The 22350-nt window shown below is 59.1% G+C and carries 22 protein-coding genes; 12 read left to right on the top strand and 10 right to left on the bottom strand.

Features of this window, described 5'->3' with window-relative positions; all coding sequences use genetic code 11:
• The first annotated feature begins 5 nt into the window (after positions 1–5).
• The 3 genes from MCM46_05350 to MCM46_05340 are packed head-to-tail and all read left to right on the top strand — an operon-like array spanning position 6 to position 4215.
• Positions 6–2300 carry a TonB-dependent siderophore receptor gene (locus MCM46_05350; GenBank protein MCG3111234.1) on the top strand — a complete coding sequence of 765 codons (2295 nt, stop codon included), beginning with the start codon at positions 6–8 and terminating at the stop codon, positions 2298–2300.
• A gap of 18 nt (positions 2301–2318) precedes the next feature.
• Positions 2319–2999: a Fe2+-dependent dioxygenase gene (locus MCM46_05345; protein MCG3111233.1), complete on the top strand. Its 681-nt coding sequence runs from the start codon at positions 2319–2321 to the stop codon at positions 2997–2999.
• 13 nt (positions 3000–3012) lie between these two features.
• Positions 3013–4215, top strand: coding sequence for a PepSY domain-containing protein (locus MCM46_05340; protein ID MCG3111232.1), 1203 nt, complete (start codon positions 3013–3015; stop codon positions 4213–4215).
• 11 nt (positions 4216–4226) lie between these two features.
• Here MCM46_05340 and MCM46_05335 read toward each other — a convergent pair whose 3' ends face one another.
• Together MCM46_05335 and MCM46_05330 are read right to left on the bottom strand one after the other, a co-directional pair.
• Entirely contained in the window at positions 4227–4631 is a 405-nt protein-coding gene (locus MCM46_05335) for a 6-carboxytetrahydropterin synthase (GenBank protein ID MCG3111231.1), read from the bottom strand.
• Between the two features lie 17 nt (positions 4632–4648).
• Positions 4649–5380 (bottom strand): SDR family oxidoreductase, encoded by a 732-nt coding sequence (locus tag MCM46_05330; protein MCG3111230.1) that lies wholly within the window; start codon positions 5378–5380, stop codon positions 4649–4651.
• Positions 5381–5634: 254 nt separating this feature from the next.
• Between MCM46_05330 and MCM46_05325 the strand changes: the two genes are divergently transcribed.
• The 5 genes from MCM46_05325 to MCM46_05305 all read left to right on the top strand — a co-directional run bounded on the left by MCM46_05325 (position 5635) and on the right by MCM46_05305 (position 10032).
• The gene (locus MCM46_05325) at positions 5635–6306 is read left to right on the top strand and encodes a 7-cyano-7-deazaguanine synthase (GenBank protein MCG3111229.1); all 672 of its coding nucleotides are present in this window, start codon (positions 5635–5637) and stop codon (positions 6304–6306) included.
• Positions 6299–7258: a hypothetical protein gene (locus tag MCM46_05320; protein MCG3111228.1), complete on the top strand. Its 960-nt coding sequence runs from the start codon at positions 6299–6301 to the stop codon at positions 7256–7258. Before MCM46_05325 ends, MCM46_05320 begins: the two co-directional genes overlap by 8 nt.
• 72 nt (positions 7259–7330) lie before the next feature.
• Positions 7331–7795 carry a 50S ribosomal protein L9 gene (rplI, locus tag MCM46_05315; GenBank protein MCG3111227.1) on the top strand — a complete coding sequence of 155 codons (465 nt, stop codon included), beginning with the start codon at positions 7331–7333 and terminating at the stop codon, positions 7793–7795.
• A 172-nt stretch (positions 7796–7967) separates the two neighbouring features.
• Complete coding sequence (locus tag MCM46_05310) at positions 7968–9248, top strand: nodulation protein NfeD (protein MCG3111226.1); 1281 nt, start codon at positions 7968–7970, stop codon at positions 9246–9248.
• Positions 9249–9264: 16 nt separating this feature from the next.
• The gene (locus tag MCM46_05305) at positions 9265–10032 is read left to right on the top strand and encodes a slipin family protein (GenBank protein ID MCG3111225.1); all 768 of its coding nucleotides are present in this window, start codon (positions 9265–9267) and stop codon (positions 10030–10032) included.
• Positions 10033–10041: 9 nt separating this feature from the next.
• Here the strand turns inward: MCM46_05305 and MCM46_05300 are convergent, their stop codons facing one another.
• Complete coding sequence (locus tag MCM46_05300; GenBank protein ID MCG3111224.1) at positions 10042–10440, bottom strand: ATP synthase subunit I; 399 nt, start codon at positions 10438–10440, stop codon at positions 10042–10044.
• Positions 10440–11723 carry a glutamate-1-semialdehyde 2,1-aminomutase gene (hemL, locus tag MCM46_05295; protein MCG3111223.1) on the bottom strand — a complete coding sequence of 428 codons (1284 nt, stop codon included), beginning with the start codon at positions 11721–11723 and terminating at the stop codon, positions 10440–10442. Before hemL ends, MCM46_05300 begins: the two co-directional genes overlap by 1 nt.
• A gap of 123 nt (positions 11724–11846) precedes the next feature.
• Here hemL and MCM46_05290 point away from each other — a divergent pair, with 123 nt between their 5' ends.
• Together MCM46_05290 and MCM46_05285 are read left to right on the top strand one after the other, a co-directional pair.
• A complete protein-coding gene (locus MCM46_05290; GenBank protein ID MCG3111222.1) occupies positions 11847–14462 on the top strand; it encodes a hypothetical protein in 2616 nt (871 codons plus the stop codon).
• Positions 14459–15049, top strand: a complete 591-nt coding sequence (locus MCM46_05285; GenBank protein ID MCG3111221.1) for a type II secretion system GspH family protein — start codon at positions 14459–14461, stop codon at positions 15047–15049. Before MCM46_05290 ends, MCM46_05285 begins: the two co-directional genes overlap by 4 nt.
• Positions 15050–15055: 6 nt before the next feature.
• On the opposite strand, the gene MCM46_05280 is transcribed toward MCM46_05285, so the two are convergent.
• Positions 15056–17929, bottom strand: coding sequence for a hypothetical protein (locus MCM46_05280; protein ID MCG3111220.1), 2874 nt, complete (start codon positions 17927–17929; stop codon positions 15056–15058).
• A 24-nt stretch (positions 17930–17953) separates the two neighbouring features.
• Positions 17954–18415 carry a hypothetical protein gene (locus MCM46_05275; GenBank protein MCG3111219.1) on the bottom strand — a complete coding sequence of 154 codons (462 nt, stop codon included), beginning with the start codon at positions 18413–18415 and terminating at the stop codon, positions 17954–17956.
• A 623-nt stretch (positions 18416–19038) separates the two neighbouring features.
• Between MCM46_05275 and MCM46_05270 the strand changes: the two genes are divergently transcribed.
• Positions 19039–20244, top strand: coding sequence for an FAD-binding oxidoreductase (locus tag MCM46_05270; GenBank protein ID MCG3111218.1), 1206 nt, complete (start codon positions 19039–19041; stop codon positions 20242–20244).
• A 102-nt stretch (positions 20245–20346) separates the two neighbouring features.
• Here MCM46_05270 and MCM46_05265 read toward each other — a convergent pair whose 3' ends face one another.
• Positions 20347–20682: a hypothetical protein gene (locus MCM46_05265; GenBank protein ID MCG3111217.1), complete on the bottom strand. Its 336-nt coding sequence runs from the start codon at positions 20680–20682 to the stop codon at positions 20347–20349.
• A gap of 196 nt (positions 20683–20878) precedes the next feature.
• Here MCM46_05265 and MCM46_05260 point away from each other — a divergent pair, with 196 nt between their 5' ends.
• Positions 20879–21028 carry a hypothetical protein gene (locus MCM46_05260; protein ID MCG3111216.1) on the top strand — a complete coding sequence of 50 codons (150 nt, stop codon included), beginning with the start codon at positions 20879–20881 and terminating at the stop codon, positions 21026–21028.
• A 79-nt stretch (positions 21029–21107) separates the two neighbouring features.
• Here MCM46_05260 and MCM46_05255 read toward each other — a convergent pair whose 3' ends face one another.
• The 3 genes from MCM46_05255 to MCM46_05245 all read right to left on the bottom strand — a co-directional run bounded on the left by MCM46_05255 (position 21108) and on the right by MCM46_05245 (position 22345).
• On the bottom strand, positions 21108–21503 hold the full coding sequence (locus tag MCM46_05255; GenBank protein ID MCG3111215.1) for a type II toxin-antitoxin system death-on-curing family toxin: 396 nt from the start codon (positions 21501–21503) through the stop codon (positions 21108–21110).
• A 3-nt stretch (positions 21504–21506) separates the two neighbouring features.
• Positions 21507–21734: a hypothetical protein gene (locus tag MCM46_05250; protein MCG3111214.1), complete on the bottom strand. Its 228-nt coding sequence runs from the start codon at positions 21732–21734 to the stop codon at positions 21507–21509.
• Between the two features lie 419 nt (positions 21735–22153).
• A complete protein-coding gene (locus MCM46_05245) occupies positions 22154–22345 on the bottom strand; it encodes a hypothetical protein (protein MCG3111213.1) in 192 nt (63 codons plus the stop codon).
• Positions 22346–22350 lie beyond the last annotated feature (5 nt).

Below are 22350 nucleotides of genomic sequence, written 5' to 3'. Positions count from 1 at the left end.
TGAGAATGAGACAACTGAAACGGACCTGCCGCCGCAACCGGCGGCTGGTGGAAGCGACGGCGAAGAAAAGAAGCGTCAAACAATCCCATGCAGAGATCAGACCGCGCAAAGGACGCTTCACCCAATCGATTGTCAGCGCCATCGGCGCCGCCGCTTTGATCGGCATGGGGACGGTCGCCTGGGCGCAGCAGACGAATGAAGAGTCGGCCGTCCTTCCGGAGGTGGTGGTGCCGGGGCAACAGGAAAGAGATGAGGACTCCTACAAGCCCGAAGCGCCCGCCTCGCCGAAATTTACCGAGCCGCTGGTCGATATCCCGCAGACGGTCACCGTGATTCCCGAGGCGGTGATCGAAGAGCGGGGGGCGACGACGCTGCGCGACGTGCTGCGCAACGTCCCCGGCATCTCCCTCCAGGCCGGCGAAGGGGGTGTTCCGGCCGGCGACAACCTGTCGATCCGCGGATTCAACGCCCGGACAGACCTCTTCATCGACGGCGTCCGCGATTTCGGCGGCTATTCCCGCGATCCGTTTAACGTCTCACAGGTCGAGGTCTTCAAAGGTCCGGCCTCTTCGTACGCCGGGCGCGGCTCGACCGGCGGCGCGATCAATCTGGTCAGCAAGCGGCCGCTCCTCGATCCCCTCTACGGGGGGACAATCGGGATCGGCACCGACGATTTCAAGCGGGCAACGCTCGATCTGAACCAACCGATCGAAGGACTCAAAGGGACCGCGCTCCGGCTGAATGCCCTCTGGCATGACGCCGACATTCCGGGCCGGGACGTGGTGACCGATCAGCGTTGGGGGATGGCCCCGTCGATTGCCTTTGGACTCGACACGCCGACTCGTTTGACCCTCAGCTACTTCCGTCTCGATCAAGACAACATCGCCGGCTATGGCATCCCCTGGGTGCCGGCCGGCAACAGCGACCCGGTGCTGGCGACCTACGCCGACGAAGCGCCGCCGGTCGACTTCAGCAATTTCTACGGCCTCAAGGATCGCGATTTCGAAAAAGTAGTTACCGACATCGCCACCGCGGAGATCGCGCACGACTTTAACCCCTCCGCCACCCTCCGCAATCTGACCCGCTACGGCCAGACCCGGCGCGACTCGGTCATCACCGCCCCGCGCTTTGCCGATTTAGATCCAGGACCGCTGACGGTGCAGGGGACAGTGATCAACCGGAATCTGCAATCGCGCGATCAGACCGACACGATCCTCGCCAACCTGACCGACCTGACCCTCCGGTTCCGGACCGGCGGGATCGATCATGCCGTCGCCACCGGAATCGAATACACTCATGAGACCTCGATCAATTATCTGAGGACGGGACCGACGGCGCCTCAGACAGATCTCTACAATCCGAATCCCGACGATCCGTATCCCGCTTCGTTGAGGCGGACCGGCGCCAAAAACGATGCAACCGGAAAATCGCTCGCCCTTTTTCTCTTTGATACCCTTCATATCGGGGAGCGGTGGGAAGTGACCGGGGGGTTACGGTGGGACTACTTTGATCTCGACTATCAGTCGCGCGCGGCCGATGGTGCCGTGACACCGTTTGAGCGGACCGACCGGATGCTCAGCTGGCGGACCGGGATTGTCTTCAAGCCGGCGCCGAATGGGAGCCTCTACGCCGCCTACGGAACGTCGTTCAATCCCTCCGCGGAAGGGCTGACCCTGGCCAGTACCGCGACGGCCGCCAACAACGCCGATCTCGAGCCTGAAGAAAGCCGGACCTATGAAGTCGGCACCAAATGGAATCTGTTCGAGGAGCGCCTTGCCCTGGCGGTGGCCTTCTTCCGGACCGAGAAGACCAACACGCGGACCGAAGACCCGACCGACCCCGCCGATGTAATCGCGCTTGAGGGAAAAGAACGGGTCGACGGCGTGGAGCTGAGCGTCGCTGGAAACGTCACCGATCAATGGCAGCTCTTCGGCGGCTATGCCCTTATGAACAGTGAAGTCGTCGAAACGCTTGACGCGGCGGAGGTCGGAAACGAGCTGGCCAATACGCCGAAACACTCCTTCAGCCTATGGACGACCTATCAGTTGCCGTTGAATCTCGAAGTCGGGGGAGGAGCGCAGTTCGTCGGTGACCGATTCTCGAACGTCAACAACGATCGGACCGCGCCGAGCTACTGGCTCTTCGACGCGATGGTCGCCTACCGGGCGACCGAGAGCCTGACCCTTCGGGTCAACGGATACAATCTGGCCGACGAGGGATATATTGAGTCGCTCGGCGGCGGCCACTTTATCCCCGGCGCGGGGCGGTCGGCGATCGCCGCGGCCGACTTTCAATTCTAAGACGAAAGGAGAAGACAGATGTTATTAAGCATCCCCGACATATTGACGAAGGAGCAGCTCGTGGAGGCCCGGAGAGTCCTGGATCAGGCTGAATGGGTCGACGGCCGCGTCACCGCAGGGCATCAATCGGCCAAGGCGAAGGACAACATGCAGGTGCGGGAAGGCCATCCCGCGGCGGTGAAAGTGGGGGAGATGATCCTGGAAGCGCTCGGGAAAAGTCCGCTGTTTATTTCGGCGGCCCTCCCGCTGAAGGTCTTCCCGCCGCTCTTCAATCGCTATCAAAACGGCCAGTCGTTCGGCACCCACGTCGACAACGCCGTCCGACAGGTTCCGGGGACCCCCTACAAAATACGCACCGATCTTTCGGCGACCCTCTTCCTGAGCGGGCCGGAAGAATACGAGGGGGGTGAGCTGGTGGTGGAAGACACCTATGGCGTGCAAAGTATAAAACTGTCGGCCGGCCACCTGGTTCTTTATCCTTCGACGAGTCTTCATCATGTCCGGCCGGTGACGCGCGGGACGCGTCTCGCCTCCTTTTTTTGGATTCAGAGCATGGTCCGCGACGATGCCCGGCGCTCGATCCTGTTCGATCTCGATTTGGGGATTCAGCGGCTGGAGCGGGATCCCGGCCATCCGTCGGTCGTGCAATTGACCGGCGTTTATCACAACCTGCTGCGGCATTGGTCGGAGGTGAGTTAGAGGAGGGATGGAAATGGAGAAGGTTTCGACCCGACAAACGATCATGTTCCGCAATATCCTTTTTTGGGTCCATCTCGCGGCGGGGACCGTCGCGGGTCTTGTGATCCTGGTGATGTCGGTGACCGGCGCGCTGATCGCCTTCGAACCGCAGATCGTCGATTTCGCGGAGCGGGGGGTTCGGAATGTGCCCCCTCCGGCGCAGGACGCGCAAAGATTAAACATGGAGACGATCGTGACGAAGGCGCGGGAGGCGTTTCCGCAGCTCCCTCCCAGCGGCGTCTCCATGGGCTCCGAGCCGACCTCCTCCGCCGCGGTCAGCTTCGGGCGGGAGGGGACGATCTTCGTGAATCCCTATACCGGAGACGTGTTGGGACAAGGCTCGAAGACCCACAAGCTCATGCATGAAATTGAAGACTGGCACCGCTGGCTCGGCTCGCGCGAAATCGGAAGGCCGATCACCGGCCTCGCCAACGCCGCATTCTTGATCCTGGTCGTCACCGGTTTCTACCTCTGGTGGCCGAGACGGTGGGCCGGCACGACCCTCAAAACGGTGACCCGTTTCAACCCGCGTTTGCAGGGAAAGGCGCGCGATTGGAACCGTCATAACGTCATCGGTTTCTGGTGCGCGCCGGTTCTCCTCGTCATCACCCTGACCGGACTGGTCATGTCGTATCGTTGGGCCAACGATCTCGTCTACAAGATCACCGGAAATGAGCCCCCTCCGGCCCCGCAAGCGGCTCCCTCCGGGCCGCCCCCTGAATTTCCGCTCGACAAGGTCGAGCCTCTCTGGGCGCGCGCGGAGGCGCAGGCGCCCGGCTGGGTGTCGATCCGGCTCCGCTTCCCGCAAAAGCCGGAGGGGCCGGTGACCGCCACCATTCAAGAGCCGGCGTCGTGGCATCCGAGCCCGCGCTCGCTGCTGACGCTGAATCCCGTGACGGCGGAGGTGGTGAAGTGGGAGCCGTTTTCCGAATACAACCTCGGAAGAACATTGCGCGCGTGGGTCCGGCCGATCCACACCGGCGTGGCGGGGGGAATTCCGGGTCAAATCATCGCTCTTATCGGGGCGATGGGAGGGATCCTGCTCGCCTGGACCGGTCTTGCCATGGCGTGGCGCCGGATCTTCCAACGCAGGCCGAAGTCGGTCGCGGCGCCGGCCGTCAGCACGGCGGAACCCCCCCTCTTAAGTCAAGACCCTGGGAAACTGATTGAGGAGTGACTTGTTATCGGCTATGATTCCCGGTAACTCGCAAACGACTTCGGCGTTTCCCACAAACGGACCTCGGAGACCGGAAGTTTTTGCGAGACGGCGTAGTCGTAAATCAGCTTGGAGATTGCCTCGGCGGTGGGGTTTTCATCGATGAGGAAGTATCTTTCTTTCCTCTCTTCGAGCGCGGGGATCAGCGGGTCGCGGCGGCAGAGGATCATGTTGTGGTCGAGGTTGTCATCGATCCAGACCTGAACGACCTGCTTGATCTCTTCGAAGTCGCGGACCATTCCGAGGTCGTTCAGTTTCTCGGAGAAGAGCTCGATCTCGACCTTTCCATTGTGGCCGTGGAGATGGCGGCACTTGCCGCTGTAGTTGAGAAGCCGGTGGCCGTAGCAGAAGTGGATTTCGCGGGTGACTTTATACATCCATTGTCCCTTTCAAATTAAGCAATCAGCCGTCCGCCATCGACGACAATCGTCGCGCCGGTCATAAAGTCGGTCCCCTCGATTAAAAAGAGAATCGCGTTCACGATGTCCTGCGGCGATCCGATCTTCTTCAGCGGCGTATTCCGAGAGATCTCCTCCTCTTCGACCGGGTCGAGGTCTTCGGGAAGGAGAATCGGGCCCGGGGCGATGGCGTTCACCTCGATTTTGGGGGCGAGGGTCTTGGCGAGGCCTTTCGTCATCGCGATCACCCCTGCCTTGGAAATGCAGTAGGGGAGATAATCGACGTAGGGGCGAAAGCCCGACCAGTCGGCGAAGTTGATGATCTTGCCCCCCGCCTTCGGCATCACCTTCGCGGCGGCCTGGGCGCAGAAGAAGCTTCCCTTCAGATTCGAATCGAGCGTCCGATCCCAGTCTTTTTCGGTGACCTCAAAGAGCGGCGTTTTAAAAAAGACCGCCGCATTGTTGACCAGAACGTCGAGGCGGCCGAGAACCTTGACCGTCTCCTGAACGATCCGCTCGCAGTCGCGTCCTTTGGCGAGATCTCCCTGAACGGCATGCGCGGTGCCGCCCCGCTTCTCAATCTCTTTGACAACCGTCTGGGCCTCCTTTTTGGAGCGATTGTAATGGATGGCGACCTGCGCCCCTTTCTCGGCAAGCGCCAGCGCGATCGATTTCCCGACCCGGCGGCCGGCGCCGGTGACGAGGACCGTCTTTCCCTTGAGTTTCATTCGAGCATTGCTCCCGTTTGCAGAATTTCGCTATGATAGTATGCGGGGCGGAAAAGATCAAGGAGGGATCGGGTCTTCCCTTTTTTGCCGGGTGTCAAGATTTCCGTCGGTATCGGACAATATTGTGCCAGAAAAATTTGATCGAAATACAACTTCGGAATTGATTTGATGAAAGCACTTTGTTAGAATCGGCTCCTATCTCGGAAGTCCAGGCTGGTATGAAAGGTCGGAAGGGAAGAGGCAGAGAAGAAAAGGTGCTTGCTTTAGTCAGCGGCGGGATCGACAGCGCGGTGCTGGTGTCGGAACTGTCGTCTCAGTTCACATCGGTGATTCCCTTCTACATTCGAAACGGATTCGCCTGGGAGAAGGTCGAGCTTCACTGGCTACGCCGTTACCTCAAAAAGATCGCCTCCAAGACCATCGCCCCCCTTAAGATCGTCGACCTGCCGCTTCGGGATATCTACCCCGATCATTGGAGTTTGACCGGAAAGAAAATCCCGTCCTTTGAATCGGAGGATGCGGCCGTCTACCTTCCGGGAAGAAATATCATTCTCCTCTCGAAAGCGTCGGTGTATGCGGCGCTGCAGGGGATCGCGTTTATCGCCTCCGGCATCCTCAAGGGGAATCCTTTCCCCGACAGCACCCCCCTTTTTTTCAGGACGATGGAAGCCTCCCTGTCGGAAGGCCTCCGGGCCCCCCTCACGGTGATCACCCCCTATGCGCAGATCACCAAACGCGAGGTGCTGGAGCGCGGGCGCGCCCTTCCCCTCTCCCTCACCTTCTCCTGCATCGCGCCAAAGGGAATGGTCCACTGCGGAAACTGCAACAAGTGCGCGGAGCGGATGCGGGCTTTCCGGGCCGCCGGACTCTCAGATCCAACCACGTATCGATCGATGCCAAGAGTGAAAGGAAAGTCTCATGACTGACAATGCCGCAACCTTCCCAGACCCGTCCGGTTGGGAGCGACGAAGCCGGACCTTCCCGAATCGTCTTCGCCGAAAACTGAACGACTATTGGTTGATCCCCCTTCTGATCTGCTATCTTCAACTTTCGACTCAGTTCATTTACCCGGCCGAGCCGCCGCTGGAGCGGCTTTATAAAGGAAACCGGACCTTCGTCCAGGGAATTCCGATCTTCTACAAAATCGCGACCCACGAATTCCCCTACACGTTGATGGGGCATTTTTATGAGATCGCCGGCCATCATCTTTATCGGTTCGACTTAAACCAGGTTTCCCACCGCGATTTGAGGGTGGCGCTCGAATCTCCTGGGATCGGTCAAGAGATTTACGATCGCCTGGCGGCCTCCCGCCGGCATCGCCAAAGCGAGCTCGGAGGAATCTTGACCCTCTCGCACCGGCAGGGAAATCCGTCACTCCGTCTCTATGAGATCACCTCTCTGAATGAGGTTTATCTCGGCCGGCTTCGAGAAAAAGGGGATTCGGTGTCGCAGTTCATCGCATTCCTCGATGATAAAGAGGCCCAAGAGGTGTTCGAAAAGGTCGGTGTGGAACGGAAATGGAGGGGCGATCTGATCTCCGCTCTGAAGAGTGAACGGCTGACCGCTCCGATCAAGCAGAGCCTCATCGACAACTTCATCGATACTTACGAGGCCCTTTCCGAGTCGCGTTATCTCCTCTCCCCTTATCAATTCAAGGAGGCGCTTGGAAAAATCCCCTTCGGGGAGCGTGTGGTCGGTCTCTATCACTTCCATAACGGCTTTAATGAGCCCCCTTCCTCCATTGATATCGAGCAGAGCCTCCGAAAGAGACAGATCGTGATGACCCTCAATAAAGAGGGGTGGACCCTCTATGATGTCGCCAAGGAGGATCTCAGGCGGATCGATATAGACGTTGACAAGACGGCCGCGCTCCAATAAAATAGCAAAATTCGGCCCGGCACCCCGCCGGGCCTCGTCTTGCAATCTATCCGGCGAAGGGAGAAGCGCTTTATGAAAGTGATTTTAAGAGAAGATGTCGATAAGTTGGGAAGAATGGGGGACCTGGTCAACGTGGCGGACGGTTATGCCCGAAATTTTCTCCTTCCGAGGAATATGGCGGCGCTGGCGACGACGAAGAACATCAAATCGCTCGAGCACGAAAAGAGAGTGATCGCCGATCGGGTCAAGAAGGAAAAGATGGCGGCGGAGGAAGAGGCGAAGAAAATCAGCGCCGTTTCCGTTTCCATCCCGGTCCAAGTCGGCGAGGAGGGAAAGCTCTTCGGATCGGTCACCTCCAAGGATATCGCCGACGCCATTGCGGCTCAGGGTTTTGAGATCGACAAACGAAGGATCCAGCTTGAGAAGCCGATCAAAGAGATCGGGACCTTCATGGTTCCCGTTAAGGTCCATCACGACGTGACCGCCCAGGTCAAGGTCGAGGTGATCAAGTCGGAAGCGGTCGAAACAGAAGCATAATCGCGTGAGGGCTTCGCCCTCACGCCGTTTCTCCCCCCCTCTTTATCCCTTCATGTAGAGACGGTCAACGGGTACCCAGGGCGAGGCGGCGCCTCGCCCCTACATGGACCCACTCGCCACTCCAACGCTGCATTTCTTGACTCCCCTCCGGCAAAGGACTAAGATTTATTCCATGCGTCCTTTACGTCAATCCCTTTTTTCTCTTTTTCTTTTGATCATTTTTCCTCTGATGGCCGAGGCGAAGCCGATTCATGTGATCACCTATGACGGGATCATCAATCCGGTGTCCTCCGAACTCTTCACGACGGCGATCACGCAGGCCGAGCAAGCCGGCGCCGAGGCGTTGATCATCCAGCTCGATACCCCCGGCGGGCTTGATACCTCGATGCGGGATATCATCAAAGCGATGGTCGCTTCGGAGGTTCCCATCGTCGTTTATGTTGCCCCCAGCGGCGGGCGGGCCGGATCGGCGGGGGTCTTCATCACCCTCGCGGCGCATGTCGCGGCGATGGCCCCCGGCACCAATATCGGCGCGGCCCACCCGGTGGCGATGGGGGGGGAGATGGATGAGGAGATGAAGAAGAAGGTCACGAATGATGCCGCCGCTTATATCCGATCGCTGGCGGAGCGGCGGGGGCGGAACGCCGAGTGGGCCGAAAAAGCGGTTCGCGAATCGGTCTCCATCACCGAGCAGGAGGCGGTGAAATTGAACATCGTCGATCTCGTCGCGGACGATCTTTCGGATCTCCTCAAAAAAATAGACGGCCGGACGGTCGCGACCTCCCAGGGGAAGCAGACCCTCTCGACCGAGAACGCCGAAGTGGTCAAGAACCCAATCAGTCTGCGGCTTCGAATCTTGAAGGCGATCTCCGATCCGAATGTCGCCTACATCTTGATGCTGGTTGGCATTACCGGCCTGATTGCGGAGCTCTACAGCCCAGGGGCGATCTTTCCCGGCGTGGTCGGCGCGATTTCGTTGATCCTCGCCTTTTATTCCTTCCAGACCTTGCCGATCAACTATGCCGGGCTTCTGTTGATTCTGCTCGCCGTCGTTCTTTTTGTTGCGGAGGCCTTCGTCCCGAGTTTCGGGCTTCTGGGACTGGGGGGAATCACCGCGCTGCTCTTCGGCTCGCTGATGTTGATGGACACCGATCTTCCCGCCCTGCGTATTTCACCGGCGGTGATTTTTTCAACGGTGGGCGTGATCCTTCTCTTCTCGCTCGTCTTCATTCGCGCCGCCTGGCGCGCGCAGCGCGGCGGCACGGTGACCGGAAAAGAGGGGATGGTCGGAGAAATCGGCGTGGCGATCGCCGATCTCGCGCCGCGCGGGATGGTTCGCGTCCACGGAGAGATCTGGCAGGCGGAGGGCGACGAGCCGATCGCGAAGGGAGAAGAAGTGGCGGTGACGGAGGTTATCGGATTGAAATTGCGCGTGCGGAAGATCAAAAAATAAGAATAAGGAGGATGAAATGCCATTGACGTTTCCGGTTGTCGCCCTGTTGTTGCTGATCTTTTTCATCCTGATCAACGGCGTGAGAATTCTCAAGGAGTACGAACGGGCGGTCGTCTTTCGCTTGGGACGGTACTCGAAAGACGGGGCCCTCTACGGCGGGAACGGGCCGGGGCTGATCATCTTGATCCCCTTTTTGGATAAAATGGAGCGGGTCAGCCTGCGAACCGTGACGATGGATGTTCCGGCGCAGGATATCATCACCCGGGACAACGTTTCGGTGAAGGTGAACGCCGTGATCTATTTCCGCGTGGTCGATGCGCCGAAGGCGATCCTGGAGGTAGAAAATTTCCTCTACGCCACCTCCCAGATCGCCCAAACCACGTTGCGAAGCGTTCTCGGTCAGAGCCAGTTGGACGACCTCCTCGCCAAACGGGAGGAGATCAACGCACAGCTCCAGGTGGTGATCGATCAGCAGACGGAACCGTGGGGGATCAAGGTGACGGCGGTGGAGGTGAAAAACGCCGATCTGCCTCAAGAGATGCTCCGGGCGATCGCTCGGCAAGCCGAGGCCGAGCGGGAACGGCGGGCGAAGGTCATCCACGCTCAGGGGGAATTCGAGGCGGCGCAAAAACTGGCCGACGCGGCCCGGATCATCAGTACCGAGCCGGCGACGCTGCAGCTTCGTTATCTGCAGACGTTGACCGAGATCTCCAGCGAGAAAAGCTCGACGATCCTCTTCCCGATCCCGATTGATCTGATCTCGGCGTTTTTCAAAAAGTCGTAAGGGACCCTGTTATTTTCGCAGCGTCTCCAGGTAGACCGAGCTGGTCATTAAAAAAAAGCCGATGAGGATGCCGGCGACGCTGATCTCCTTCCACTGGATGATGTAAAAGAAAAGACCGACAATCAAGAAGACCTTTCCGCTGTAGACCAGCTGTTCTTTATGCCGGCGGGAGGGATCGATCAGTCTTCGCTGAAACATACGGTGGAGGCTTCGAAAGTTAAACATCCCCAGAACCCCGCCGATCATCATCGACGCCCCGAACGCGCCGAAGAAAAGAAGGGTCACCAGTCCGATCCCCGCCAGAATGATCAGCCCGTTTCGTTCAATCCGATGAAGCGCCTGATTGCTCCGCGTCAGAAATTGTTCGCGGTCAAACGGAGGGGGAGAGGGGCGGGGCTGCGTCGTCATTAGAGCTTTTTGAACGCCCGGTAGGCCGCCGCGACGGTCTGCTCAATATCGGATGGACTGTGGGCCGTCGAGAGGAAAAAGGCCTCGAATTGAGAAGGGGGGAGATAAATTCCCTGTTCCAGAAGGGCGAGGAAGAACTTCGAGAAGCGGTCCCGGTCCGACTGGAGGGCGGTCGTGTAGTCGGCGACCTTGTTGCTGTTGAAGAAAAGGGTCATCTGGGAGGCAACCCGGTTGATTTGAACGGAGATCTTGGCTTTCCGCGCGGCGTCGGCGAGCCCCTCGGCCAGATCGGCGGCGCGGCGTTCGAGTTTTTCGTACACGCTCAAATCCTTCAACAGAGAAAGCGTGGCCAGCCCCGCGGCCATGGCGATCGGATTTCCGGAAAGGGTTCCGGCCTGATACACCGGACCGACCGGCGCGACCATCTCCATGATTTCGCGCTTTCCGCCGTACGCGCCGACCGGAAGTCCCCCGCCGATGATCTTTCCAAGGCAGGTCAGGTCGGGACGGATTCCATAACGCTCCTGCGCCCCGCCGGGGGCGATCCGAAAGCCGGACATCACCTCATCGAAGATCAGCACGGTCCCGAACGGCCGCGTCAGCTCCCGTAATCCGGGGAGATAACCGTCTTCCGGAACAATCGTTCCCATATTCCCCGGGACCGGCTCCACGATCACGCAGGCGATCTGGTTTCCTTCCTGTTCCAATGTTTTCTGAAGCAACTTTAAATTATTGAATGGAAGGGTGATCGTATCGCGCGCGAGGTCGGGGTGAACGCCGGGAGAGTCGGGAATGCCGAGGGTCGTCGCGCCCGATCCGGCTTTTACGAGGAGGGAGTCGGCGTGGCCGTGGTAGCAGCCTTCGAACTTGATGATCTTGTTCCGCCGGGTGAAGGCGCGCGCCAGGCGGATGGCGCTCATCGTCGCCTCTGTTCCGGAGTTGACGAATCGAACCCGCTCCATCAGCGGGAAGTTGGCCTGAACCGATTTGGCGAGATCGATTTCCAAGGCCGTCGGCGCGCCGAAGCTGGTTCCGTTTTCGGCCGCTTTTTTGATCGCCTCCACGACTTTCGGATGGGCATGGCCGACGATCATCGGCCCCCACGAAAGGACATAGTCGATGAAGCGGTTTCCGTCCGCATCGACGAGCTTGCTTCCTTTCGCTTTTTTAATAAAGAGGGGGTTTCCGCCGACCGATTTGAAAGCCCGAACCGGGGAGTTGACCCCGCCCGGAATCCGCTTCTCCGCCTCTTGGAAGAGGGCCGCCGATTTTTCTCGTTTCATCCGCCAAGCTCCAGAAATGTTGCTTCATTCTAAGGAAAGGGGGGAGGCAAGTCAAGTCGAGGCCGAACGCGTTGACAGTACTGGACTCTTCGACTATCCTTTTGATGAGTATTTCTAGGGATAATGATGAAAAAAGGATGGCAGAGCGGTATTTTTTTCCTCTTTCTTTTCGTGCTCTTGGCAGGTTGCAGCAACGATCCCCGAAACACCGGCCCGCGCGAGTCGCCGGAACCGACCGGTTGGAGCGACACAAGCGACTTATCCAAGGGGATTTTCTACGCCTTGGCGACCGATCCGACCAATTCAAACGTCATTTATGCCGCCAGCTCCACGGTCAGCGTTTATAAAACGACCGACGGAGGCGCCACCTGGAGCGCCGCCAACCGGGGCCTTCCGGGACAGCCGGTCCGCTCCCTGATCGTCGATCCGATCAATCCGCTGAAGATTTACGCCGCTTTGGCGGGGGGAGAGCTCTTCAAGACCGAGGACGGCGGCGCTTCCTGGCAAATCATCGGATCGGGTCTGGTTCAGAACACCGCCTACGCGGCGGTCTTTAATCCCTATGCCCCACCGAGCAACATGGATGTGAGTGCCGGAAATGCGAGCAATTCATTGAGCTGGAATGCAGTCCCCAATGCCACCGCTTACAAGCTCTACTTCCGGGCCTGTCCCGGCTGCACGACCCCTCCGTTATTCGATACCGCCACCTGGACCCTGCTCGATCGGCCCGATCCGGTGGCGCTCAGTTATGTCCATACCGGCCTGACGAATGGAATCCCCTACTATTATGCCGTGATCGCCGTTGTGAACGGAGAAGAAACGACCCCCTCGGCGATGGTTTCAGCCGTTCCGGAAAACGTGACCGGCCAGAATCCTCCCCCCAGCGCCACCAAGGTGACGGCGGGAGACGGCCAGAATACGATTCGGTGGGGAACCGTCTCCGGCGCCGGGACATATAGGGTCTATCGTGAGGACGAAGCAGGCGTTGATGTCACAGATCTGTTTAATCTGATCGAAGATGGGATCACCGGGACCTCCTTTACCGATACGAACAATATCTCCAACGGGACCCCCTATTACTATGTTGTGACACAAAGTGGAAATCCGACGGCTCCCTCTCCGGAAGTGTCGGCCACCCCCGCGCGGATGACCGCCCTTTATGTCGGAACCGGCGGTGGCGGGGTCTTTTCCAGCGGGCCGGCCGGTGAGTTTCGCAAAGCAAGCAATACCGGTCTTGGGACCGGAGACGGCCTCGATCTCTCCGCCCTGTTGATCGACCCGACCGTGTCGCACACCAGCCTTCCGACCCTTTATGCGGGAACGCGGGGAGGGGTGTATCGCAGCGTCGACGGCGGCGATAACTGGGTTTTAAATAACGCCGGTCTGACCGGGTTGGGGATTCTGAGTTTGACTCTCGACGGGCCGAGGGGTATTCTCTACGCCGGGACGCCGGAGGGGATCTATCAGGGGAGCGCCGATGGAACGGGCAGCTGGGTTTCCATCGGCGCTCCGTCCATGGAATCGGTGACATCGATTATGATCGATCCAAGCGATTTCCGGATCCTCTATGCGACCAGCGCGACCGGCGGGATCTTCAAAAGCACCGATGGAGGAGCCGCCTGGTCGACGATCAACCAGGGGTTGACGACGACCGATATCCGGGCTATTCTGATTCATCCTCAGAATCGGAGCCTCCTTTATGCGGGCGGGGTGGGTACGGTGTTCAAGAGCACGGATGGGGGAAGCCAGTGGACGGCGATCGACCTCGGAAGTCTGGAGAACGTCTCGAACCCCCTTCCATTTGCATCGGTTAAGTCGATGATTTCCACCTCGGGAAATATCTTGTACGCCGGCGGCTCCGCAGGGGTTTTCAAGAGTGTGAATCAGGGGAAGGCCTGGACCGCCGTGAACACGCGGCTCGCCTCCCGGGAGGTTCAGGCGTTGGCCGCTCACCCCGATCAGCCGGGAATCCTCTACGCCGCGCTCTCCGGCGACGGCATCTATAAAAGTCTCGACGGCGGCGCCAGCTGGCGGGAAGAGAACGGCCCGGCCGGCCAGCCTGCCCAGCAGATTACGAAGTTCGTCAGCAGCTTGATCGTCGATCCGGGCGAGCCGACGCGGCTCTACGCAGGCACCTCCGGCGGCGGGGTGTTCCGGGGGACGGTCGGATCGGACGGGCATCTTACCTGGTCGCCGATGAATACCGATGTAAGCGCGACATTGCCGACCGGCGGCGTCCACAGTCTGGCGATTCTTCCGGGAAGTCCGCCGACCCTTTTTGCCGGGATGTTTCAGAACGGCATTTTTAAGGTGGTCGATGACGGCTCCGACGTATGGGTCCGTGTCACGGAGGAGAACCCCGGCGGGGGGGACGACCTCTCCGCCCGGAGCGTTTTTGCCCTCGCCGTGCATCCGGAATTTCCGTCGGTGCTCTTCGCCGGAACGACGGCCGGGCTCTTCAAGAGCAGCGACGGCGGCGCGAGCTGGAATGGAGTTTCCGATTTGAACGGGATTCGTGTTCACGTCATTACCTTCGACCCGGCCCTGTCTCCGTTCGGATCGGGGATGTACGCCGGCACCGACGCCGGCGTTTTTAAGAGCCTCAACGAGGGGGTCAACTGGAGTCCTCTCGATGACGGGATGGCTTCCCCTATTTATGCGATTCTGGCCGATCCGCAGCAGAACAGTATCGTCTATGCCGGCACGGTGGCGACCGGGATCTATCGGAGGGCCCGGTGATCGCGGCAAGCCGCTCCGGTTCGTTTCGATCCAATCAAGACGGGTTTACCTTTTTGACGGTGATGTTTTCGATCGTGCTGATCGGAACGATGATCGGCACCGCCGCCCGGCAGTTGACCACGGTCGCCAAGCGGGAGAAGGAAACGGAGCTGTTGTTCCGGGGCCAGGCGATCCGGCGGGGGATCGAGCTCTATTATCGAACCGGCCGGGCCGGTTTCTCACAGTATCCCCGGAGGCTCGACGATTTGATCAAAGATCCCGGCTCTCCGGGAATCCGGCGCTATTTGAGGAAGATTTATCCCGACCCGGTCACCGGGGGGGAGTGGGTTCTCCTCCGGGACGGAAGCGGCCGGGTGAAGGGGGTTCGCAGCGCCAGCGAAGAGACCCCCCTCAAGATCGGAAATTTTCCGGAAGAGCTGAAAAGCTTCGAGGGAAAGAAGAAATATTCGGAGTGGCTCTTCGAGTACAATCCGCAGCAGGCGATTCACAACCCGCCGCCGTCGAAAGCGCCGGTCCCTCCTGCAACCCCGTCGTCCCCCCCTTCGTCATCCGGACTCAATCCGACCGATTCGCCGCCGCCGTTTTGATTCGCATCAAAATGCATTCCCGAGGGTGATAAAGACCAGTGTGATTCCTTCCTCGCTGAGCCCTCTCGCAACCCCCCCTTGAAGACGAACGGGAATATAATAACCGAGATAAAAATCGGTTCCAAGACTGCCGCCGACCCCGCTTTTAAAGGAGGGTCCCCCCTCTCCCTCGTCCCAGGCATCTCCCAGATCTCCGAAAACGGTTCCGTGCAGGCGGCGAACGAAGAAGGGAAACGTCCCCCATCCCCGCTCGACGTTTCTGAGCGGAAAGCGGTATTCGACCGAGAAGGAAAGGGCCCGCTCGCCGCGGAATTCCCGCGCCGGATATCCGCGGAGGAGGAAGGGCTCCTCCTGAAAATCGGCAAAGGGGGCGGTCAGCCCGCCGAGCTGAAAACTCCGCTGAACGAGGAGATCGCCGCGCGCAAGCCCCCCGGAGAGCTGGGCGGCGAAGAGTTGGTTGGGCCAGGGGAGGGGATAATATTCGCGCCATGCGCCGATCGTCCTCCGCCGGTTGAAATCTCCACCGAACTTCCGGCGGAAAATTTCTTGAGTGAGGAAGAGGCGCCGCCCTTCTTCCGGGCTGATCGAGAAGCCGTATTCATGGGCGCTGTTGTAGATCCAAGAGAGACGAAGCCCGCTTAAGACCCCCTCCTCCGGAATCACCAGCGACGCGCCAATATCGGTCAGCGACGCGAGCGCCTCCCGCTGATAACCGACCGAAATAAACGACTGCCGCTCGAAGGTGAGGAAAGGAAAGATCGCTTCGATGCGAAACCGCCGGTTCCGCTCCCAGTAGGTTTTCTCATCCCCGTCCGGCTCGATCAGCAGATCCCCATGGGGGTCGGCCCGGTCGAGCCACTGGAAATGAAGGGTCGGGGTAAAGTGATCGTTCCAATAATCGATCTGATAGGAGAACCGGTCGCTCTCCGAACCGTAAAAGAGATTGAGAAGGTAGCGGTCCTTCCCGAGCGGATCGACCCCTCCGGTCAGCGCGCCGACGGTCAGCCCCTCTTCATCGACCCCAAAGAGGGGGACCCAGAACCGGGGGAGAAGGGTCGCCGGCTCAAAGTAGGAATGGACCCGGCCGGCCTCCTCGATCGGCGGTGCATTCACAGGGGAAGCCTCTTCCGCCGGCGCCGCGGCCGCGATGGAGATCGGTTTCCAGGAAGATCGATCATACGGGATCGACGCAATCTCAAATCCGTCCGAATGATAGGAGGAGAAGAAGATCGACCTCGAATCGGGGGAGACGAAGGGGGTGAAGGCCCCTCCCAAGAGACGGGTGACCCGATAGAACTGCCGGTCGGAAAGAGTGTAGGCAAAAAGATCGAAGACCCCTTCCCGATCGGAAACAAAGAGAAGGACTTCTCCATCGGGAGACCAGACGGGGGTGAAGTCGAGCGCCGCATCTTCCATCACCCGATCGAGACGACTCGAATCGAGATCATAAAGCGCGATGTCCTGATTTCCCCCGCTCCAGAGGGAGAGGACAATCCGCTTACCGTCGGGCGACCAGCGGGGGGCGGCGAAGAATTGATCCCGCTCGCCGGCGAGGAGGAGACGGCTCTCTCCGTCTTCCCAGATCCAGAGAGCGCTCCGATCGATCTCCTGCCGGACGAAGAGGACCCGTTGTCCATCCGGCGAGAAATCGGGGTCTTTCGCCCGCAGCCCCTGGGTCAGCCGCCGGCGCTTTCCCTCCTCCAGATCAAACCGGTAAAGATCGCTATAGGTGGAGAAATTTCCGATCACCTCCATCTGGGAGAAGACGATCGATTTTCCGTCGGGGGACCAGGAGAGTCCGGCATCGGAGTTTCGCCGGATCGAATTCTCTTCCGATGTATTCCACGTCGATTCCCCTTCGGAGGCGAGAAATTTGATCTTTGGATATTCCCGCCGGTTGATCTCGGTGTAGGCGATCCGTTTCCCGTCGGGGGAAGGGACGGGGGCGAGCTTCCAAAAGTCGGAACGGCTCAGGGGGCGAGGGGTCGTGATTCCTTCTTCCTTCAAACGCGCGGCCTCCCGGCGATATTTTTCCTGAAGTGAATCTTTCCACTCCCACCAGAGCGCGCCGAGGCGTCTGCCGAAGACATCCTCCGCATTGCTTTCGATGAAAAAGGGAATGAGGCGGCCGCTGTACCGGTTGCTCCACTCGGCGATCTTCTCCTCTCCGTAGCGCTCGCGCAGGAAGCGATGAAAGGCGGCCCCGTAGTAATAAGGGGTCATTCCGGCGGGCCAGCTGTCGGGAAGATGCGCCTGGTCGATCGACTTGAATCGATCTTCCAGAACGGCGGTTCGAAGGAGCATCTCCGAGAAGGTCCCGTCGGACCGGTCGGTCGTTCCGGCCTCGCTCTCCTCGTATGTCGCCAGTCCTTCAAGCAGCCAGAGCGGCTGCCAGACATTCGGCAGAATGGCGCGGCCGAAAATATACCGGAACACCTTGGGGAGTCGATGCGCCTGATCGAGCTGGACGATGTGGGTGTATTCATGAAAAATAATCGCCCGGAGCCAATTCCGATACCGGATGGGGGTGAGGATCCCGGCGGCGGGGGGATAAGGGTTGATGTAGATCGTATTATAGGGAAAAGGGGTCGCCTCTCCCTGGACCCGGTCGGCGTGGTCGACCAACACCAGCTGTGTTTTTCCGGAAGGGCTCCAATGCAGCCGCTGCGTCAAACGGGTGTGGGCCTCCTCCGCATGGCGCGCCGCCTCCGCGGCGGCCCGCTCTTCCCCCTGATGAAAGTGAATCGAGAAATGGGGGGTCTCGAGTGTCTTCCATGTCAGCGAGGGATCGAATTTGGGAGGGGTGAGCGGAAGGGGAATACACCCGGAGAGAAGGACAAAGAGGAAGAACCGCCTGAGAAAAAGGGTGTGCCTCTTCACGCGGCCCGTCGGCGCTCCCGCCCGTTACCAATCGCGGTATTTGGTTTCATCGAGGGCGGTCTCTTCGCTTGTGGTATAGATGTCGTAGACATCCTCTTCGCACCAGGTGTCGGAATCGGGGGGATCGGTATAACAGCGCAATCCCCACTCGCCCGATTCGGCCATCGGATCGGGAAAGGGCTTCCGGAGATAGCGCCGGGTGGTCGTCTCGACCTCTCCCGTCAGCTCCACTCCCAGGAGGAGCTCCAATTTCTTGGGGTATCCGAAGGGGCTGCTCACCTCTTTGCAGGTGAGTTTGTTCCGCTTGCAGAGCTCCCCCAGAAGGTTGTCCCCGTCCCGGTTCCAGTCGCGATTGAAATCGTCGATTGCTTTCCGAAGGATTTGGAGGCGTTGTTTCAGCTCCGTCTCTTTGGCCCGCTTGGAGATATTTTTTGAAAGGGGAAGCGCCATCATCGCAAGGACGAAGATGATGACCATGGTGATCATCAACTCCAGCAGGGAGAACCCGGCCTGACGGCCCCTCCGCGGCTCACGATCAGGGTGTAGAAAAGAAATCAGAGCGGTCCTTGCCTCCTTGGGTTTTCAATCCGATCCGACGCCGGACCGGCTTCCATCCGATGCGATTGAGATTATAGCGGATCGTTTTAAAAGGTCAAGGGATGAAGGACAGAACTGGTGAGGCGCTGGGCGGGAGCCGTGAGGGAGAAGATTTATTTCTTGTTTAAGACTTGCAAGGAGAGACCCCCCCGGGTTCGTTGAACGAACAGCCGGACTTGGGGGGGATCCGGTGGGGGGGCTCCCCTTGGGCTTCCCTGCTCTCCCGGAGGAGTGCAAGTGGGCCAAAATGAAAAAAAGTGCGAAACGTTTACAACCCGGTTCAGAAATCAGACGCGCGCTGAGAGGGGCCGCCGATGGAAGCGGCCGCTGCGCTCTTTCTTTTGTGATCTGAAGCACTCCCGCACACATTGGTCTCTTGTAATGTGCAAGTGCGGTGCCCAAGTACAGCACCCAAATACCGTTGATCATTCGTCTCCGAGATTGGTGATCCGACCGAATTTGGATATAATGGTCGAAGACGGGAAGCAGATCTGATTCATCGGGAGAGCGCTTTGGAGCCATTCGATATTTTGATCGTGGGGGGCGGGATTATCGGGAGCAGCATTGCAATGGCCCTCTCGGAACGGGGGGGCGGTCGGATCGGCGTGGTCGATATCGACCTCTCCGGGACGTGGGGTTCGACCGAGCGGAATGCCGGCGGGGTCCGCGCCACCTGGGAGCAGCCGATCAATATCGAATTGGGAAGGCGATCGATCGCCTATTACGAGACGGTGGCGGCCGAGGTCGGGTTTCAACAGAAAGGTTACCTCTGGCTCTACAATCCGGAGCAGTGGCGGCGGGCCGCAGAGCGGCTGGCGGCGCAACGGCGGTTGGGGGTTCCGGTGGAGGAGTGGACCCCGTCCGAGGTTCAAGCCCGATATCCTTTCCTCGATCGGCTGGAAGGGGTGGCGGCGGCGACCTTTTCCCCCCGCGACGGCCTGATCAACCCGAATCTCTTAAAACTACATTATCGCCGGGTCGCGTCGGAGCGGGGGGTCGCCTGGATCGACCGCCATGCCGTGGAGCGGATTGCCATGGCGCAGGGGCGGATCGACAGCCTCCTCCTGCGCGAGATCCGATCTCAGGAAGAGGTGACGCCGTTCCTCACAGAGGGGACCCTCCCGGAGGGGAGCGCGACCCAAACGATCTCGGCGCGCATCGTGGTGAACGCGGCCGGGCCGTGGGCGCCCCGGCTCGCCCGGCTTTATGGAAAAGAGATCCCTTCCGCTCCGGTCCGGCGCCAGGTCTCCGTCGCCCACAGCCGGGAGGTCGATCTGACCCCCTTCGGAATGATCGTCGATACGACCGGTCTTTATTTCCATGCCGAAGCGAATAACCTTTTGGCGGGATACTCGGTTCCGACCGAGCCGAAAGGGTATCGTTTCGAGGACGAGGGATACGACTTCTTTTTACAGGAGATCTGGCCCCGGCTCTGGGAGCGGGGGAGCCGGTTTGAAAAGTTGAAGTATGTGAGCGGGTGGGCCGGGCTCTATGAAGTCTCCCCCGACAAAAGCGCCATCATCGGCGCGGCGGCCGGCCTGGCGGGGGTTTTCGAGGCCCATTCTTTTTCAGGCCGGGGGGTGATGCAGTCGTATGCCGCCGGCCAGGCGCTGGCGGAGTTGATCGTCGAAGGACGTTATCGGACGCTCGATCTCGCCCCCCTTGCGGGGGATCGATTCGAGAGAGGCGCACCCCTTCCGGAGGGGCTGCATATATAAGAGAGGGTGTAGGGTGTGGGGTGGTACAGGGGGTAGGGTGTAGGGGGGCGGTTCCCTATACCCTAAACCTACACCCTACACCCTATACGCTACACCCTGCTTTTAGGCGGCTCTTTCGCGGAGCTGGGCCATTTTATCATGGAGTGATTTGAGCTTTCGTTCGATCTTTTTCGCATCCGCCAGTTTTTTCTTGATCGTCGGATCGGAGACCGGGTTCTTCGCGCCGTTCGCCTCGGCGAGCTCGAAGATCCGCTCGCCGATCTCGGAGAAATTTTTCTCCGCCTTCTGTTCGAACAAAAAAATCTGGTAGCGCAGCTTTCCGATCTGCGCCAAGTGGTCCGCTTTTTCGGAGACCGATCCCGGCCGCCGTTTGACGCGGGGAATTTCCCCCCGCATCTCCCGGGCGATATCCTCCTTCATCTTCATCCATGCATTCATGCAGTACTCCTTCCGAAGAACCTTCTTCTTTATTGTAAGATTTTCCGGAGAGACGATTCAAGCCGACCGAGGCGGAGGCCTTCCCGACCGGAGGAATTTCCGGTGCCTTTTTAAATCTGTTTCGATACCATGCCGCCATTGCCCATCATCCTCTGTGTAAAGACCGCATGCCGCGCGCCGATCAGCCGATCCGCCAATGACGATTCTCAAGCTGCTGGAGTCGAACGGGCGGGTGACCCTTCGGCAGATCGCCGACGCCCTCTCCGAGACCTGCCATGAGCGGACGCTCCGGGGCGCAGGTGGAGATAACCGCGCCGGCGCGATTGAGACGGATGGTGGAGAATGAGGCGTGGAAGGTGGCGGGAAAGTATCAGAAGGGGAAGATCAATGCCGTGGCAAAACCGCATCGGGGAAAAAGAAAAAAATTAGTCTTCATTCCGTATGGGCTTTTTCCTGAAGAACTCGGCGACGGCTGCTTTGCCGGCCCGACCCTGTGCAACATCGAGAACAAGCTGGACCAAAGCGGTATTGGTGATTTTAAGATCGACCTGATTGAGTTCCAGAAAAACCAGGGCCGCTGCCGCGCCGACCCGTTTGTTGCCGTCCACAAAAGGATGGTTTTGGACGATATGGAAAAGGTAGCCTGCCGCCATTTCGAAGAGATCTGTATGGAGATACTGATCTCCGAATCCGGCCTGGGGCATCGCCACGGCCGATTGCAAGAGCATCATGTCCCGGATGCCGGCGGTTCCCCCGTAATGGGTGATCTGGTCGGCATGGATTTCGATCGCCTCTTCCAAGGTGAGAAAGATCGGCTCCATTTTTCACTCGGCCAATTTCTTAAGAGCGCGGCCATAACGTTTGTTCACCTTTTTCAGCGCGTTCTGAAATGATTGACGGCGTTTTTCATCCGGAGCCGGAGCGATAATCAGGCACTTCCCGTCGGTCGTCACCGAGAGCGGGGTTTGATCATCAATCTCCAAAAGGTCGAGCACCGGACGGTCGATCACCAGTGCCAGGCTGTTGCCGTGTTTGGTCAGACGTTTGATCATATTGAGCCTCCAAGACAAGGTTGATTCAATGTATCTCCATTGTATTACCTCTTTTTCAGGAGGTCAAGGGAGGAATCGAATTCTCAATGTGGGAGGCTCAACCGTCGTGAAATGCTAGAGTGATTCAGCCTACGGGCGCCGAACCATCACCTCTCCGCCATTGAGGTGACAAAGTTCTTTGACAAGCGAGAGCGTAGTGCGGGAGTTCTTCACGGAGGGCGTTCGCGCGAAGAGTCTGTCGCAGGGTTGCAAAGGTGTGGCGTCTGTTTAAGGAATGGCTGATATGTATCCGGATGGGGATGCTCGCAAAGGATGTTGCAAACGCTTCTCCGGCAAGGGTTGACTAGGGGTCCTTCCGATACCGAGAGTTCAAAAACTTTGAGGCGGCGGCCGGCCCGCTTTCGGGCCGGCGCTGTATATCATCCCCTGTATCTTTCCAGCCGATCGACCTCCTTCAGCCGCTTCTGCATCTCTTTGTTCGGGTTTCGCTTTGCGAACTGGCTGACCCGGTGGATGATGAAGTAGCGTCCCCCGTCCCGATTGAGGCAGGAGGTTTCTCGCTCGGGCTCTTTCTTCCTGCACTTCGTGTTCGGCATCTCTTTCAGAGTCATCGCGT

The sequence above is a fragment of the Candidatus Manganitrophus morganii genome (assembly GCA_021651055.1).
In the GTDB taxonomy this organism is placed as follows: Bacteria; Nitrospirota; Nitrospiria; order SBBL01; family Manganitrophaceae; genus Manganitrophus; species Manganitrophus morganii.
The sequence above is the reverse complement of the archived record's forward strand: the minus strand, read 5'-3'. Positions and strand labels throughout refer to the sequence as shown.